The sequence below is a fragment of the Clostridium sp. MB05 genome, from assembly GCF_046581255.1.
In the GTDB taxonomy this organism is placed as follows: domain Bacteria; phylum Bacillota; class Clostridia; order Clostridiales; family Clostridiaceae; genus Clostridium.
The window spans coordinates 2,310,651-2,328,292 of sequence record NZ_CP174370.1 but is presented as its reverse complement, the minus strand read 5'-3'; the positions used below and the strand labels follow the sequence as shown (position 1 = coordinate 2,328,292).

General features: G+C 27.2%; 12 protein-coding genes and 1 other annotated feature. Of the genes, 2 read left to right on the top strand and 10 right to left on the bottom strand.

From position 1 onward, the window contains the following. Positions 1-43 precede the first annotated feature (43 nt). A complete protein-coding gene (locus tag ACH36K_RS10835) occupies positions 44-1,024 on the top strand; it encodes an alpha/beta hydrolase fold domain-containing protein (protein ID WP_411167643.1) in 981 nt (326 codons plus the stop codon). Positions 1,025-1,135: 111 nt separating this feature from the next. Here the strand turns inward: ACH36K_RS10835 and pyrE are convergent, their stop codons facing one another. The 8 genes from pyrE to ACH36K_RS10795 form a co-directional block, all read right to left on the bottom strand. Further along, the gene (pyrE, locus tag ACH36K_RS10830) at positions 1,136-1,819 is read right to left on the bottom strand and encodes an orotate phosphoribosyltransferase (protein WP_411167642.1); all 684 of its coding nucleotides are present in this window, start codon (positions 1,817-1,819) and stop codon (positions 1,136-1,138) included. Positions 1,820-1,969: 150 nt separating this feature from the next. After that, positions 1,970-2,404 (bottom strand): hypothetical protein, encoded by a 435-nt coding sequence (locus tag ACH36K_RS10825; RefSeq protein WP_411167641.1) that lies wholly within the window; start codon positions 2,402-2,404, stop codon positions 1,970-1,972. A gap of 115 nt (positions 2,405-2,519) precedes the next feature. Further along, a complete protein-coding gene (locus ACH36K_RS10820; protein ID WP_411167640.1) occupies positions 2,520-3,692 on the bottom strand; it encodes an MFS transporter in 1,173 nt (390 codons plus the stop codon). Between the two features lie 44 nt (positions 3,693-3,736). Next, positions 3,737-4,912, bottom strand: coding sequence for an aminotransferase class I/II-fold pyridoxal phosphate-dependent enzyme (locus ACH36K_RS10815; protein WP_411167639.1), 1,176 nt, complete (start codon positions 4,910-4,912; stop codon positions 3,737-3,739). After that, positions 4,909-5,391: an Lrp/AsnC family transcriptional regulator gene (locus tag ACH36K_RS10810; protein ID WP_411167638.1), complete on the bottom strand. Its 483-nt coding sequence runs from the start codon at positions 5,389-5,391 to the stop codon at positions 4,909-4,911. Before ACH36K_RS10810 ends, ACH36K_RS10815 begins: the two co-directional genes overlap by 4 nt. A 41-nt stretch (positions 5,392-5,432) precedes the next feature. Further along, positions 5,433-5,690: a binding site (T-box leader), on the bottom strand. Positions 5,691-5,775: 85 nt separating this feature from the next. After that, positions 5,776-6,621 carry a TerC/Alx family metal homeostasis membrane protein gene (locus ACH36K_RS10805; protein ID WP_411167637.1) on the bottom strand — a complete coding sequence of 282 codons (846 nt, stop codon included), beginning with the start codon at positions 6,619-6,621 and terminating at the stop codon, positions 5,776-5,778. A gap of 151 nt (positions 6,622-6,772) precedes the next feature. Next, entirely contained in the window at positions 6,773-8,119 is a 1,347-nt protein-coding gene (gene miaB / locus ACH36K_RS10800) for a tRNA (N6-isopentenyl adenosine(37)-C2)-methylthiotransferase MiaB (protein ID WP_411167636.1), read from the bottom strand. A 205-nt stretch (positions 8,120-8,324) separates the two neighbouring features. Beyond that, entirely contained in the window at positions 8,325-9,347 is a 1,023-nt protein-coding gene (locus ACH36K_RS10795) for an acyltransferase family protein (protein ID WP_411167635.1), read from the bottom strand. 493 nt (positions 9,348-9,840) lie between these two features. Between ACH36K_RS10795 and ACH36K_RS10790 the strand changes: the two genes are divergently transcribed. Next, on the top strand, positions 9,841-10,569 hold the full coding sequence (locus ACH36K_RS10790; RefSeq protein ID WP_411167634.1) for an accessory Sec system protein Asp2: 729 nt from the start codon (positions 9,841-9,843) through the stop codon (positions 10,567-10,569). Positions 10,570-11,058: 489 nt separating this feature from the next. On the opposite strand, the gene ACH36K_RS10785 is transcribed toward ACH36K_RS10790, so the two are convergent. Beyond that, complete coding sequence (locus ACH36K_RS10785; protein WP_411167633.1) at positions 11,059-11,523, bottom strand: C40 family peptidase; 465 nt, start codon at positions 11,521-11,523, stop codon at positions 11,059-11,061. A 290-nt stretch (positions 11,524-11,813) separates the two neighbouring features. Continuing rightward, entirely contained in the window at positions 11,814-17,432 is a 5,619-nt protein-coding gene (locus tag ACH36K_RS10780) for an NPCBM/NEW2 domain-containing protein (RefSeq protein WP_411167632.1), read from the bottom strand. Positions 17,433-17,642 lie beyond the last annotated feature (210 nt).

Sequence of the window (17,642 nt, the reverse complement as noted above, 5' to 3'; positions counted from 1 at the left end):
ATTGTCTATAATACTAATAGCTTAAAAATAAGGAGTTGATCTTTTGAAGAAAATTTTTAAATTTATAGCATTACCCATAATAACATTTATAACAACATGCATACTAATTGCTTTTTACTTCAAAGGGGCACTTATACTGACAGTAGATATACTTCATGAATTAAAAACTTCTAATAAAAGTATAGAAACATTAAGTGAACTAACTGATTATTATTGCTCTACTTCAATGGATATTGAGGGTTTAAGATATAAGGATAGTTTATCGAACGATGTGTTTCTAGATATATATAAATCAAATAAAAATGATAAACCTTCACCAGTTATTATTTATGTTCACGGTGGAAGCTGGCTATATGGTGATAATGGAATACCAATAGGATTAGATCCTGTTGTAGAAGGATTTAATAAAAGAGGATTTAACATAATAAGCCTATCTTATGAACTACTTAAAGAGGATACCCCTATTTCTAATCCTATAAGTGATGTAAAAGATGCTATAAGATGGGTTTATAAAAATGCTGATAAATATAATTTTGATACTGATGAAATTGGCTTAATTGGAATATCTTCTGGAGCACATTTATCTTTGTTAGCAGCTTATTCAAACGAGGATGACTTTGTTGGTGATAAAGAGCTATCATCTTATCCAGCTAAAGTTAAATATGTTATTGATGTGTTTGGTCCAACTGAATTATCTACACTAGATTTCTCATTAGTAGAAGATGAATTTAAAGATGAAATTTCAAAAATAAAAAATACTTCTCTCTTTAAAGAATTATATAGTCCTATTAATTATGCTACTAAAGACTCTCCAAACACCTTAATAATACATAGCAAAAATGATGAACTAGTTCCATATAAAAATTCGCTAGATTTATATAACAAACTTCAAGAACTAGATGTTAAATCTAAGTTTTTAAGTTTAGATTCTGGAGGACATGATTTTGATGGGTTTAGTAAAAAAGAAATAACCGCTTTAACTTTTGAAATTTTAAAATTTCTTACTATAAATACCTCATTATAAAAAAGTCGACAAGGCGAGCTTGCTGAGCAGTCGACCTTTTTTCGCGCATTTTAAAAATATAATTTCCTATAGAGTAAGTAAAAAGGCTAGCTTTTTATAGCTAGCCTTTTATTAGTTATTATAATTAACCCCATATTTCTTGTAATAATCTTCTATTGCATTTTTCATATTGTCATCTATGTGTATTTTACCATTAACTTCTCTATTATATAAGTAATTTACTACTTCTTTCATTGTAACTATAGGGTATGTAACTATTCCGAAAACTTCTTTTATTTCTTCTTGTGCTGATTTGTCAGATTTTCCTCTTTCCATTCTATCTACAGAAATAATAAGGCCTTTTATATCTAAATTACCTTGAGACTTTAATATCGGCACGGTCTCATAGATAGATGTTCCAGCAGTCATAACATCTTCCACTATTACTACTCTTTTATCCTCCTTAAGAGATCCACCTAAAAGTATGCCTCCTTCACCATGATCTTTAACTTCTTTTCTATTTGAACAATATTCAACATTTAAGTCATATAAGTCATTAAGAGATATTGCAGTAGTTACTGTTAATGGAATACCTTTATAAGCTGGTCCAAATAAAACATCTAAATCGCTTCCGAAGTTATTATATATAGCTTTTGCATAAAATTCTCCTAATTTTTTCAATTGCTCTCCAGTTGTATAGTTACCAGTATTAATAAAGAAAGGTGTATTTCTTCCGCTTTTAGTAATAAAGCTGCCAAATTTTAATACATTACTTTCTACCATAAATTCTATAAAATCTTCCTTATATCTTTCCATATTAAACATCCCTTCCAACGCAAATATTAAACTATAAATTATAGGTCTTTATAATTCTACCATTATTTACTTGACTTTTCTAATATTTTTTTAAAGAAAAAGCATTAAAATAAGATTTAATGCTTTTCCATACTTGTGAATATTAAATTATCATTTCTTACCTGTAGCTTCTTTATCTAACTCATATAATCTGGCTCTTTCTTCTTTAGTAAGCTCTAAAGAGCCTTCTCTTTTCTTTATTAGTTTTTCTAATTCTTGAAACTTAGCATCACCTAGTTTAATTTTTATTACATCTACTTTCATATTTTTAAGTTCTGTTTTTTCTAATCCAGATAGTAAATCACCTTTAGCAACTTTTTCTTTTAATTCATTTAATCTTTCTTTTTGTGATGCATTAAGGTAACCTTCATTTTCGGGAGTCCAAAAGTCATCAAACTTTTCCTTACCTAAATCGGCAATATAATCATTAGATACTCTTAAAGCATTTGCCTTATTTTTCACCTCATCAGCTTGTACGTAATTAAAATTTGAAAAACTCATAATTGTTGCTGATAAAATAAATAGTGTAGCTAATTTCTTAGTCATCTTTTGTTCCTCCTTTTTTATTTATATATTCACATTATTATTATATGAAGAATATAAAATTTTAAATGAAGAAAATTTTTCTATTAAACTTTTTAACTTAATTTATTATATATTTTTAGCTTGTTTTAATATCTTTATCTTTTGTATCTAAATTTACTAATAATATGCTAATAAATGTTGTAAGTAAACATAGAGGAATAATAAATATTCCTAGAGATATTCCTATAACATCTGATAAGATTCCTGTTGTTAAATTTATTAAAGTATTTACTATTCCTGCAAAACTTATTATAGAGCCAACTATATATGATGAATTAACTTTAAATATTTTTCCTATAATAATAACTGTGGTTGGAAAAATTATAGAAAAAAAGAATCCTGAAATCGGTATTAAATATAATCCATTTTCTTTTAAAATTAATCCTGTAAAAAATAAGAGTCCACCTATAAAGGAAAAAATAATAACACCTTTAATTATTCCTATTTTTTCTATAATAAATCCGCCTATTAACCTTCCAATTGTAAGTAAAAGGAAAAATAAAGATATTATAGAGGATATATGGTTATCATTTAAGCTTAAGTTTGAGTTCTTAAAATAAATAGGTAACCATCTTCCAGTAGCTTGTTCTGCAAATATATAAGAACCTATTCCTATTATAAATAGCCAGCAAATTTTATTTGATAATACTTGCTTTAATGATATTTTCTCTTCTATATCACTTTCCTTATTAATAGGAAACTTTGTAATAATAACTATAAAGACAATTAATAAAGTAATCATTGCTGATATTACATATATTTTTCTCCATGTTATATTATTAGATAATAGTATACCTGAAATCTTTTGTGTAACTGATAACCCAGCACCATAAGCAAAGTGTGTTAAATTCATTATAATAGCCTGACCAGTTATCCATATTAAAGGAATTATCGTGTTAATACTTATTGCCATCATTCCTAAGAAGAATTGAATAAGTACAAATCCTAAAATAAACATATTAAAATTTACAGATGTCGCCAAAATTATATTTCCTAATATTGCACCAAATAATCCTGCAATTAATAATATTTTTTGACCAATTTTATTGCATAAAATTCCACCAATATAGTTTGATATTAGATAAGCTATTGAGCCTAATGTAAACATTAAAGAATATCTTGTATCGTTTAATAGAAATTCTGACTTTATAGTATTTCCAAATATATTTATAAAACCTTCTGCAGTAGCCATTATCACCATCACTATTAAAACTATAATAGTTGGTATATATTTATTTTTAAAATTCAAGTTTCTCTCTCCTTTTTCCTTTGTTAAAAGGATTTAATACTATATTAAGAACTTTTGCTATTTCTAATTACAAACCTTCTTATTCTCTTAACTGCTTCTACTAAATCTTCCATGGAAGAGGCATAACAAGCTCTTATAAAGCCCTCTCCACATTCTCCAAAAGCATTTCCTGGCACTGCTAATACTTTTTCTTCCATTAAAAGTTTTTCACAAAATTCATCAGAACTCATTCCAGTTGATTTTATGCAAGGAAAGACATATAAAGCCCCCATTGGCTCAAAACATTCTAATCCCATTTCTCTAAAGCCCTCAACAAGAACACGGCGTCTTCTGTTATATTCTCTTGCCATTTCTCTCACACTATCATCACCATTTTTTAACGCTTCAATAGCAGCATACTGGGCTGTTGTAGGTGAACACATTATTGCATACTGGTGTATCTTTTTTAACGCATCAATTAATATTGGATGTCCACATACATAACCTAGTCTCCATCCAGTCATAGCATATGCCTTTGAGAAGCCATTTATAACTAAAGTCTTATCTTTTACCTCACTAAAGCTAGCTATGGAATAATGATCTTTATCATAAGATAGTTCTGCATATATCTCATCAGAAAGTATTATTATATCTTTATCCTTTAATACATCAACAATTTCCTTTAATTCATCATTTGTCATTATAGCTCCAGTTGGATTATTAGGAAATGGAATTATTACAACTTTTGTTTTAGGAGTTATAGCTTCTTCTAAAAGTTTAGCTGTAAGTTTAAATTCATCCTCTGCACGTAAATTGATTATTTTAGGTGTAGCTCCACAGAATGTAGCACATCCTTTATAAGCTACAAAGCTAGGTTCTGGTATTATAACTTCATCTCCTGGACCTACTAGAGCTCTTAAGGCCAAATCTATCCCTTCACTACCACCAACAGTTACTAATATTTCATTATTAGGATTATAGCTTAAATTAAATCTTCTATTTAAATATTTGGATATCTCTTCTCTAAGTTCTATAAACCCTGCATTGGAAGAGTAATGAGTTTGACCTTTTTCTAGAGAATAAATTCCAGCCTCTATAACATTCCATGGAGTTATAAAATCTGGTTCACCTACACCCAAAGAAATAACATCTTCCATTTCATTAATTAAATCAAAATACTTTCTTATGCCTGACGGGGGCATATTTCTTACATTATCTAATATCATATTTTCTAAAATCATATAAATATAGCCTCCCTATCTTCTGTTTTTCTTTCTTTAAATATAGTTCCATGATCTTTGTATTTTTTTAATACAAAATGAGTTGCAGTACCTGTTACATACTCTTGTACGGCTAACTTTTCTGACACAAATAAAGCTACTTCTTTCATTGTTTTGCCTTCAACTATTACTGTTAAATCAAAGCCTCCTGAAGACATTAAGTAGCAAGCTTTAACTTGGTTAAATCTATATATCCTCTCTGCAACTTTATCAAATCCAACTCCTCTTTGAGGTGTAATTTTAACTTCTATTAATGCAGTTACTGTTTCTTTACCTGTATTCTCCCAATTTATAAGTGTTGTATATCCAGCAATTATATTCTTTTCTTCATAATCTCTTATTGCATCTCTAACCTCTTCAACAGTTTTTCCAGTCATTAAAGCAATATCTTCATCCTTATACCTGCTATTTTTCTCTAAAACTTCTAAAATTTCTTCCATGTTAAAAACCTCCATATAAAAAAATAAATCCTCCATCCCAAAAAAGGGACGAAGGATATTGTTTCGCGGTACCACCCTAATAAGTAAATAAAATTTACTCACTCAGCTTGAATATTATTTTAATATTCAATTCTCTATAACGGGAGAAAATACGTCAATATCTAATTAAGAATTTAAGTTCTTATTTTTCAATACGAGATTCAAAGGCTGCTTCATTTAACATACCATACTAAACTCTCACCTAACTTTAGTTCTCTTTAATGTTTAGTTAAATTACTCTTCCTTATCATTATCTTTCTAAATATTCTATTTTTTTATTATTATAATAATAAAACAGAAAAATTTCAATAGATTTTAACTAAAAAGAAAAACTATTATTACTAATCATCTAATTCTTAAATTATTATTTTCTTTGCTTTCTGAAAATATTAGTGAAAACAATATGCTACATAATAGAATTACTAATATTATTAATATTGATAGTGACACTGATATCTGTATATTGAAAAATAGTAATAATAATTTTAATCCAGTAAACATTAATATTGAAGCTACTCCATATTTCATAAATTTAAACATACTATTTAATCTATTAAGCACATAATACATGCTTCTTAAGCAGATTATAGCAAAAATATTAGATGTGTATACTATAAATGGGTTTTGAGTTATAGAAAAAATTGCAGGTATTGAATCTAAAGCAAAAATAACATCTGAACTCTCTATTATTATCAAAATAATAAAGAGTGGTGTAGCATAAAGTTTTCTGTTTTTTCTTATAAAAAAATTATTACCTTCTAATTTGTCATGAATAGGCATTACTTTTTTTAATATCTTTATTAATGGATTTTTATTAAAGTCTATATTATTATCATTGCTAAATATCATTTTAAGACCGCTAAGCATTAAAAGGACACCAAATATATATACAATAAAATGAACTTTATTTATTATACGTATACCTAATAGTATAAAAACAAGTCTTAATATCATGGCTCCTATTATTCCATATTTTAAAACCCTTTCCTGGTACTCTAATGGTATTGCAAAGGTTGAAAATACCATTAAAAATAAAAATAAGTTATCTAAGCTAAGAGACATCTCTATTATGTACCCACCTAAAAATTCTACTGCTAGCTCTGCTCCCATTGAAAAGTATATAAATATATTAAATACTATAGCTAAACCTATCCAAAATATTAAACTAAAAAAAGACTTCTTTACCCTCATATAACTTCTACCTTCTAAAGCATTATTCTTGGTATTATATGAAAACTTTTTTAATTTTATATCATAGTATAAAAAAAGAACCTATATAAATAGACTTTTTATACAAGTCTAATATATAGAATTCTTTTATCATAAATAAACTTTAAAAGTTTTATTGAACTTCTCCTATAAGTGAAAATGGTTGTGCTCTAGTAATTTTAACATTTACTATATCTCCAGCTTTTATATTTTCGCCAGCGAAATTAACTAATTTACCATTTCTTGTTCTTCCAGTAAATTTAGTTTCATCATTTTTACTTAAACCTTCAACTAATACTTCAACTACTTTTCCTTCATATGCTTTGTTGCTTTGTATAACACCATTATTTACAGCTTTTATAAGTCTGTCAAATCTATGATGCTTATCTGCATCTGTAACTTGATTTAACATCATATCAGCAGGAGTATTATTTCTTCTTGAATAAATAAATGTAAATGCAGAGTCATATCCTACTCTTTCGACTAAATCTAAAGTTTCTAGGAAATCTTCTTCAGTTTCTCCAGGGAATCCAACTATTATATCTGTTGTTAATGATACACCTGGGATTTCTTTCTTTATCATATCAACTAATTCTAAATAATACTCTTTAGTATAGTGTCTATTCATTTTCTTTAGGATTTTATCAGATCCACTTTGTACTGGTAGGTGAATTTGCTCACATAACTTATCACATTCTTTTATAGCTAAAATAACATCTTTATTTAAATCCTTTGGATGAGATGTCATAAATCTTACTCTTTCTAATCCCTCTATTTTATTTATCTTTCTTAAAAGTTTTGCAAAGTCAATATCTTCTTCTAAGCCTTTTCCATAAGAGTTAACATTTTGACCTAAAAGTGTTATTTCTTTATAACCCTTTGAAACTAAATCTTCAACTTCTTTTACTATATCCTCTGATTTTCTACTTCTTTCTCTTCCTCTTACATATGGTACTATACAATAAGTACAGAAGTTATTACAACCATACATTATAGTAACAAATGCTTTAACATCACTTTCTCTGTCTATTGGAACACCTTCTATAATATCTGTTTCTTTATTAAATATTTCTTTAACCTGAACACCATCTGTTCTAACTCTATTTAAATATTCAGGGAACTTATAGGCATTATGTGTTCCAAATATAATATTAACATGTCTGAATTTTTTTAGTATTTTATCTGCCATTCCCTCTTGTTGCATCATACATCCACATACTGCAATTATTAAATTAGGGTTTTTTTTCTTTAGATGTGTTAGTTCACCTAAATTTCCAAAAACCTTATTTTCAGCATTTTCTCTTACACAGCAAGTGTTATATATAATTATACCAGCCTCTTCTAATACATCAGTTTTAGTATAACCAACACTTTTAAGCATACCAGATAATTTCTCTGAATCCTCTTCATTCATTTGACATCCCCATGTCTCTATGTAATATTTTAAACCTTTAATTTCTTCATTATAATTAATTGCCATGCTAATCCTCCATCTCATCTTTTCTTATGAATCCTAATGTATTATAACAAAATTATGGAAGAAAATAAATAGTTCTTATTTTTTAGATAATTTTATTGAGTTATGCTTTAGTGTTAGTATCGATTTTTTTATGTGTAAACACTGATGTTAGCGATAATATCTACAAAGATCCGCAACTATGTAAATACATAAATAAATGTATTTACTAGTTCTTATTTGAAATTCCTAAAAATAAAAATTTTGATATATATATTTTTCTAATTATGAATATAGAAAATGGTAATGATAAACTTCCGACAATAAAATTACTTATAAAAAATATACTATAGTTATCTATTTTCAAAATTTTTGTAATAAAAATCATAGATAATACTTGGAAAAACCATGAAAATATATAAATATCCATTGAATGTTCACCAAGTTTATTGAATATTAATTTTAAATTATTATATTTTTTTATAAATAGTGTGAAGTCTATAGCTAATATGATACCTAAAATTCCACAAATGAACTTATATATATTTATTACAAATTGATTTACAACAATTTCTTTAGCAATAAGTACTGAATATATGGCAATTATGACTACTGAGAATATATCTATGTATACATTGCTTTTATAATTTATTGAATTCTTTAGTTCATAAATCTTTCTAATGTACATTCCAATAAAATAGTATATTAAGAAAAATGACACCCTATTTAATGCTAAAAAACTTATATTTTGAGGAATAAATATATTTAATAATATTCCTATAATCATAATGACTTTCCAAGAGAATTTACCTAATAGCGGTGTAATTATACTAACTATAAATAATGTATATAAAAACCATAACGCACCCATAACACCATTTTCAGGATATGAAAACGTTATTTTGAACATTTCAAAAATACTTGTACTTATTTCTTTATTAATTAGACCCTTCATAAGCACCATTAATACATTAGTAAATAAAGATATTGTAATAAAGGGAACTCCTAATCTAATAAATTTATTTTTAAAGAACTTAATATAATCTTTTCTTAAATTCATATCAAAAGACTTAATAGATAAAAAACCTGATACTACAAAAAATAATGGCATATGAAAAGCATATATGAACTGAACAATAACTTCATATGTAATTGGCCTAGGCAAAAATGAGCTTGTAGCAGCATGTCCTATACATACAAGCAAAATTGCTATTCCTTTAATTAAATTTACTTCATATATATTCTTCTTCATTTTTCTTTTACCTCTTCTGTATTTGTCTCTAAACATTTATGATTATATACCATTTATCTATTTTGTTACATTTATAACTCTTACAATAAACTTTCATTTTTGTAATATAAATATTTAATACAAAAAATAAAGACTAACAAGAGATTATCCCTACTAGTCTTAAAAATTTAATATTAGATTAGCTGTTTGTATCATATTCCCATTCTATATTTGCCTCATAACAATATAATTTCCCCCTATAAGATTAATTTTATAAAGCATTAAAATTATACCATAGATTATTATTTATGACTATATTTTACTTTTATTAATTTTTTATCCATAATATACTTTTATTGTTAGATAATAAAAAGTTAATTTAGAGGGAGTAAAATGGTGATTTATCTAATATAAGATAAATTTTTTAATAAAAATAACTATAAGGAAAGTTTTTGAATATGATTACTAAAAAAAAATAAATAAATTAATAGATCTTATAAAAACTAAATTTATTATGGCGTTTAAACAAAAAGTCTATATTGGGAAAAAATATAAAATTAAATACTTATTTGAAAATAATTCTAAATCTAAAGATTTAATAATAATTTTTACTTCTTGCATAAAACCTGGACAAAAGGCTAGATATAACTATATTAGAACACTTGACAATTTTGAATGTAATAAGCTTTTTATACTTGACGATTTTGGATTTGATGGAAGAGGGGCTTATTATTTAGGTAAAGATAACGATTTTGATATTGAGAAAGATTTGGAGTCATTAATAAATAGTGTAATAACTAATCTTAATCCTGATAAAAAGATTTTTTTAGGCTCAAGTAAAGGCGGCTATGCAGCTCTCTATTTCGGAATAAAATATAATAAAAGTATAATTATTTCAGGAGCACCTCAGTATATTTTAGGAAATTATCTTAATTATCCTAATCACAGAAACATTTTGAAATATATAATGAGTGATACAAATTTATCTTCAATAGAATTGTTAAATAATCTTCTAAGAAATAATTTAGAAAAGTATAACAATAATGATTCTACTATATACTTACATTACTCTACTAATGAAGAAACATATGATTCTGATATTTCAGTATTAATTAAGGATATGAAAACTTTTGGAATACAAACTTATTATGATATTCATACGTACAATAATCATTCAGATTTAACTAACTTTTTCCCTGAATTTATAAAATCAACATTAAAAGATATATTATCATACAAATAAATATTTAGATATTCTACTAATTATTTTCTAATGATATACTTCATTAGAAATAATTTTTATATGATTTTATTGAAAACATTCTTACTGTAATACACAAAGGTGATGTTGTAATATTCGTTGCATAAATATTTAATTCTTTTAAAAATAATGGTTCTGCATAAAAAAGTTAAAAATAGAGGATATAATTATATATCCTTTAAACTGATCTACTAAAATATTTTTATTCAATGGAATATTTAACTTTTTATCATTATAAGTAACTTCTATACATTCATCTTTTAACACAATTATTTTTTCGGCCGAAAATAATTGTTTATCTTTGTAATGTTTGTGAGAGAGTTTTTTTAGTCTTTTCATTGTCAATTTAGGCATTATCTTAAAAAAAGATATACCGCAAATAAAGTAAGTCCTATCATAAATAATATAAAAATAGAGCAAAGACTTCTCTTTACTCTGAATAAAAAATAAAATTACGTTCGTATATTATTATTATAACCTTCTTGCTGTTGAATAATGATCTCTCCAATATCCAGATGATATGTTTTTATATTCAACACCATTATCTCCACAATGAATCATTGTCCCATTTCCAACATAAATTCCTACATGAGTTGGATTAGCTCCATCATAAGTATTATCAAAAAATACTAAATCTCCTTCTTGAAGGTTTCCGTATGATATTTCAGTTCCATAACCTACTTGAGCTGTAGTTACTCTAGGTAAATAAACTCCTACCTGATTAAATACATATTGTGTAAATCCAGAACAATCAAATGCATCAGGGCCTGTCCCTCCCCACTGATAAGACTTTCCAATATGTTTAGATGCTTCATTTACTACATCATTCACTGTAGATGCTTGTACATTAATTGTTAGTATAGTACTAATCATTAAAATTGTGCTTAACATTACAATTATAGATCTATTAATTTTTTTTAGCCCTATTTTTATCATAGATACACCCCCTCTTAATGTATTCATTTACATAATATCACAATATAAATATTGTGTCTATTAATGTAAAAATGTAATGTTTTCCTATGAAAAATTTTAATTCTATTACATATATGTATAAAATTAAAGACTGCTGACACTTTGTCAGCAGTCTAACCAGACTAGCTAGTGGTTTTTTCATGAACACTATAAATGTACATTAAGGCACCAGTATAGGAACACACTTGCAAAACAAGTGCTTTTCATAAAGACAGTTAAAAATATAATCAATTTAAATATTTTTAACTTTTTTATTTAACGAGCTTTGATTTTTTATTAAATATAAGTGATGCACCTACGGATAATAGTATAACTCCGAATAATATTCTATTTACAGGATTGTTTCCTCCTGTTTCTGGAATAGATGCTTCATTTTTGTCGTTAATATTTCCTAAAGAATTTTTTCCACTTTCTTGATTATTTTCTTCATTTCCTGGATTAGTTCCATTGTCATCTGTTTCATTATGATCACCATCATCTGGTAATGAAGCTTCTAAATTTCTTAGTGCTTCTTCAATTTTATTAGTAGCAGAAATAATATTTAAAGTATTTTTACTATTTTCATTAATTAATATATTTCCTTCTTCTACTGCTAATTTTAATTGATTAACTAATTCCGAATTTGATAAATCACCGGATAATCGATTATTTGCTTCATCTATCTTGGTTTTCAATTCATCCACTTTTTCCTTTAAATATAAGTTAAGGACTTCTTTTTTATTACTTAATTCAGTCAATGCCTCCTTTACTTCACTAGCAGAAATCTCATTAGCATCTTTACTTAATATATCTTCACCTATTTTTATTGCCTTCTTCATTGCACTATATATTTCCGCTGAGTAGTTGGATTCAATTTCTTTATTCTCATTTATTAATGACATTAGAGTTTCAAGATCCTTTTCATCAGCTCTTAGAGTAAGTCCATCTATTGCAGCATTTAGTGATTCAATACTATTTTTAGCCTTATCTTTATTTGGCTTTTCTTCTTCTAATAACTTCTTTACAACGTCTAATGCATCAACATATAATTTCCATGTAGACTTCGTAGTGGTGAATTCATTAAATCCTTCACTTTCTTTTATTTCTCCTCTAAGTATAGCCTCCTCTAGTGAGTCTCTAATATCAATATCCTCTTTATCTAAAAAAGATGTTGTGAATTTAGCATCTGCAAAATCTGCATGATCATTCCAATCATTTTGTCCCCTCTCACATACTAACTTTAATTTATTAACACCTTTTACATCAATAGAGACAAACTTCATAGGAGTTAAACCTGTCATTTCTTCGCTACTATATACTTCCTTATCATCGGCATATATTTTAAATGTAACACTTCCCTTATCTTTTTGAGAAGCATCAACTCCTAAATATGTTTTAAATTCCTTAAAACCTTTTCCCTCTATATCATATATAATTTCTGAATTAGCATGTGTTCCAATACCCTTTTCAAAATTAACTTTATTGCCTTCTTCATCTATTAATGAAATTCCTTCTACTCCTCCAGCCTCTCTATCTTTTTGAATTTTACCCCAACCTGTGAATGATCCATTAGTATAATCTATATCAGATAAATATACAATATCCTTTCCCTCTAATTCTACTTTATATTCTTTTTCTGTTTTATCTGGAGCAATTACAGTAACTTTTATTAAATTATATCCCTTATATAGACTTATATTTTTTTCTAAAGTTGATTTTTTAGATTCAAATACCTTTCCATTAACGTCTAACTTAATAGCTGCACCTGGCTCTTCTGCTACTAAATTAATCTTAGTTCTTTGATTAGATATAGTACCCTTATAATCTGTATCTTTAGGAGAGAATACCTTATCTAATATAACATTACCTTCAAAATTCATTTTTTCTAAGTTAGCATTATCTTTCTTAGGTACTTTTATATTGATACTATAGTAATTTTTTGGTGCAGATGTATCTGGATTTACTGCAACTACTATTTTATTTACACCTTCTACTAAATTAACATTTACTGATGATTCAGTGTAAATATTATAATTATTATCTCTTATAACTAAAGTTGAACTTGGACTTTCTGCTATTGCATTTATATTAATACTCTTCACATTATTATCTTTAATAACGTAAGTATACTCATTTTTTTCTGCATCAAAGCCTTCTAGACTCATATTACCTACTTTAAGATCTCTTAATTTAGAATTATTATATCCCTTTTTTAATACTACAAATCTATATTCTTTTATATTTTTTCCATCAGCTGCTGTTACATTTACTTCAATTACATTTATGCCTGATGATAATAAAATATCACCTGTAGCATGTCCTTCATTAGCTGTAACAACTTCTTTACCATTTGCAATTACTTTAATAGTAGCATCCTCATTATCAGCAGTTAAATTAAATCCTAATTTATTTTGATTTGCTTCTGCTGTAGCCATATAATACTTATTTTTCTTTTCAAATTCTCCAGAATCAACTCCACTAAATTCAGCATATTTTAATAATTCATTTGAAGATTTTAAATTAGGAGGATCCTCTGAAGAACTTTCATTTACTAATACTCCATTACTAGACCATACTTTATCCCCTATCATACCATTGCTATCTTTTGGTATTACAATAGCTTTCACATACTTATCTTCTAATAAGCTATTTACTGAAATATTATTACCTTCTAAGCCAATTACAATTTTGTATTCTCCATCTAACTTATCTGAAGTTGCCCACTTTACAACAGTGTTTCCTTCACTATTATTATCAGTAAAATCATAACTTACATTTAGTTTTTTACTTTCAGAATCATAGCTAGTTGTTATATTAGAAACTATAGGAGCTTCATTTTCTGTTACAAATGAAACTTCCTCTCCATCAACTTTAAGTTCTGAAAAAATAAATGGTGTATTTGTTTCTGTTCCTCCTGAGGCAATTATGCCAATTTTGAAGTTATTTCCTAATGAATTATTTTCTATAGAACGTATTTCAATCCAGTTAATCTCATCCTCACTATAATAACCAGTTATTCTATTTTCGTTTTTTATTAACTTATAGTAAATAGCTTCTTGCTTACTATCTGAAATAGGATCATTTTCATTTGGACTTCCATTACTTTCTGTTACAACATGAATTTTTGGATTTCCATTAGCATGTTTTCTTTCAACTGATACATAGTTATTTTCATCCTTATAGAAAATAAGACCAGCTTCATCGTATGATGATTTAGTAAAACCATCAACCTTTAGTGTAACTGTAACATTGTTTAAATCTCTATTAATATCACCTACTATTATATTGTTAGTTGTTCCAGTAGCCCATAAAGAGCCCGATTGAGCTTGTAACTTTAAGGCATTTTCATTAACAATTGACCACTTTCCAGCCTTTTCATGTTCCACATTGAAGTTATCAGATAATTGCTTATCTCCAACTGTCTGAATAACTAATATCTTACGGTCTTCAATACCATTACTAGTTATAGCTACAACTTCTAATATACCATTTTCCTTAGCTATTAACTCTCCATCATTAATAGTAGCTTTTTCACTTTCTTTACCTGTAATAGGATCCAAAACTTTCCATGTTAAAGATTTATCTGTAGACTCTTTTGGTAATACCTCTGCTGTAAATTTAACTACTGTTCCAATTTCAGTTATCTTATCAATACCTCCATTGATTTTAACATTTTCAGCCCATACTTCTTCTCCATTTCCAACTACATTATATGTTATTTTATTTGATTCATATTTACGATTATTTAAAGCATTATAAGCTGATACTGTCGCAGTACCTTCACCAACTGCTTTTACAACTCCATCGCTAGAAACAGTGATAACATTTTCATCGCTACTTTCATAAAATAAGTGTCCTACTGGATTTGAAATATCATTTCCTCCATTAAAGGATATTCCATCATTTTGTATAATGTCTCCAAAAGTCATATTTCTAAAATTGCCGGTCATATTTAAGCCACCATCATACTTATTATCCTCTAAAATAACATTTTTACATCCATTGAAATCATATAACTTTGACTTCAATTCATTTGCAGAGGTATTAGCATTTAATACTGTTCCTTCTCCTACTTTTAATTCACTTTTATCTGAAGTAAGATTAATTTCCACATTTGGATCATATCTATAAATTTCATTATTTTTAAAAGTTAAATTACTTACGCTTTTAGCTCCTAACACATTATTATCTGACATATAGAATGTGTTGTCTATAATTTTTATGTTATCATGAACTGTATCACTTGTAGAAACTATTGGATTTGTTGGATCAATATAGATAACAGGCTGCTTTGCTGTTCCAATTCCTGATCTTTTAAATATATTCTTTCTAATTAGTACATCTCTTGTGGGACCTGACTCATACCAACCTTGTGCATCATTAGAAATATAGATTGCTGCCATACCCATTCCATCAAATATATTATCCTCAATTACTACTTTCTTTCTTGTAGTAACTAAAATACCTCTTGTTGGAGTTTCTTTGAATACATTATTTTTTATATTAACACTTGGTGTATATGTTATATTTTCAACTACATAACCATTAGCTACTATATCTTTAGGCATGTCCTTATCTAATGTAATAGTAATATCAGTTAAGTTCCCATCATTGCTATCACCTGTTGGCCCTTGTACTGCAGCAACCTTAGCTCTAGAACCCTCAACAGGTATCATATTCCCCTTAGTCATAAATTCAACTTCGTCCCCAACATAAAAATTAGGAAATCCAGCCGTCTCGTTATGTCTATATTGAACCTTAAACTCTCTATCTGATATTCTCTCAACTACTTGCAAGAATGTTCCATGAATATTTATAGGGTCATCGTGTGGATTGGAAAATGATGAATTTAATATATTAATTTCACCCTTACATCCTGACATTTGAATAAAATCAGCATATCCTGAAGTAGTTCTACCACTTTCTGCTGGCGCCTCAAAATTGATAGTATCTAATGTTATATTTTCAGAAAATTGACCTACTATACCAAATCCATGTAAAAAGTAAAAATCTAAATTCTTAAGTTGTACATCTTTACTTTGCCATATGAAAGCACCAGCATGGTCTCTAACTGTTGGACGCATTTGATAGGAGATGCCCTTCTCAATACTTGAATGCTTACTTGTATAGTTAAATTTTACTCTATTATTGCCCAAATCTTCTATACTGCTTATATTACTAAATAGAGGGTTTCCTCCTCTCCATGTAAGTCCTGTCTTTACATCATTCAATTGAGTGTAATTCATTGAGTTAGTGGTAGTCCAATATACTTCTCCAGTACATGGACTTTTATCGCTTTCCCATCTAATTGATTTATCTTCAATTTTATAGTTATAACATTCTGGAATATATACAGTAGCAGAATTATTATCAGTATCTTCTACTGTTATATCTATGACTGTTGGTGTTTGGAAATCAATAGAAAAATTTTGAAATGAAACATTACTACTATTAATAGCTGCAAAGGTCATCATTTTTCCATGAAACATAAATAAGGAATCATTTCCCTCTACAATGACATCATTCATATCCTCTAGTAAAATTCCAATTTTTTTCATCTTATAATTTTGGTCTGCACCTACAGTATTTGTAATATAGAGTTCTTTTTCTACAGCGTAATCTGGATAAATATCATACTCTCCTTTAGGAAAAGAAATAGTTACTGGTCCTTTTACCTCTTTAGCTGCTTCAATAGCTTTTTGTATAGCTATTGCACTGTCCTCCTTCCCACTTGGGTCTGCACCATAATCAACTACATTAATTATAGTCCTATTTTCAGATTCTAAGTCTTTTGAATCCTTAGCATATGCAATTACTGTAGAAGATGCTATTGTTTGTATCCCAAAAAAGAAAGCCACAAATAATGAAAAAATTCTTTTGCTATACTTCATAAATAAACTCCTTTCTTTTTAATTTTTATATACAGTTAAATATTACCACTTCTATGTAATCTTTTACATATGAAATTATTAGATTATTCTATAAAATTCTTCTCTTAACTAAAGATAGATTACTTAAGATTCACAAGATTCTATATGATATGGGATATGACGTTAGTATAAATGGAGCTTGGTACACAATCATCGTGAAAAAAATATAAA

Coding starts and splice junctions, on each gene's coding strand:
- miaB (WP_411167636.1), bottom strand. CDS start 8,119: ATGGCAATTAATTATAATGAAGAAATTAAAGGTTTAAAATATTACATA.
- ACH36K_RS10810 (WP_411167638.1), bottom strand. CDS start 5,391: ATGGAAGAAATTTTAGAAGTTTTAGAGAAAAATAGCAGGTATAAGGAT.
- ACH36K_RS10795 (WP_411167635.1), bottom strand. CDS start 9,347: ATGAAGAAGAATATATATGAAGTAAATTTAATTAAAGGAATAGCAATT.
- ACH36K_RS10805 (WP_411167637.1), bottom strand. CDS start 6,621: ATGAGGGTAAAGAAGTCTTTTTTTAGTTTAATATTTTGGATAGGTTTA.
- ACH36K_RS10790 (WP_411167634.1), top strand. CDS start 9,841: ATGGCGTTTAAACAAAAAGTCTATATTGGGAAAAAATATAAAATTAAA.
- ACH36K_RS10780 (WP_411167632.1), bottom strand. CDS start 17,432: ATGAAGTATAGCAAAAGAATTTTTTCATTATTTGTGGCTTTCTTTTTT.
- ACH36K_RS10825 (WP_411167641.1), bottom strand. CDS start 2,404: ATGACTAAGAAATTAGCTACACTATTTATTTTATCAGCAACAATTATG.
- ACH36K_RS10815 (WP_411167639.1), bottom strand. CDS start 4,912: ATGATTTTAGAAAATATGATATTAGATAATGTAAGAAATATGCCCCCG.
- pyrE (WP_411167642.1), bottom strand. CDS start 1,819: ATGGAAAGATATAAGGAAGATTTTATAGAATTTATGGTAGAAAGTAAT.
- ACH36K_RS10785 (WP_411167633.1), bottom strand. CDS start 11,523: ATGATAAAAATAGGGCTAAAAAAAATTAATAGATCTATAATTGTAATG.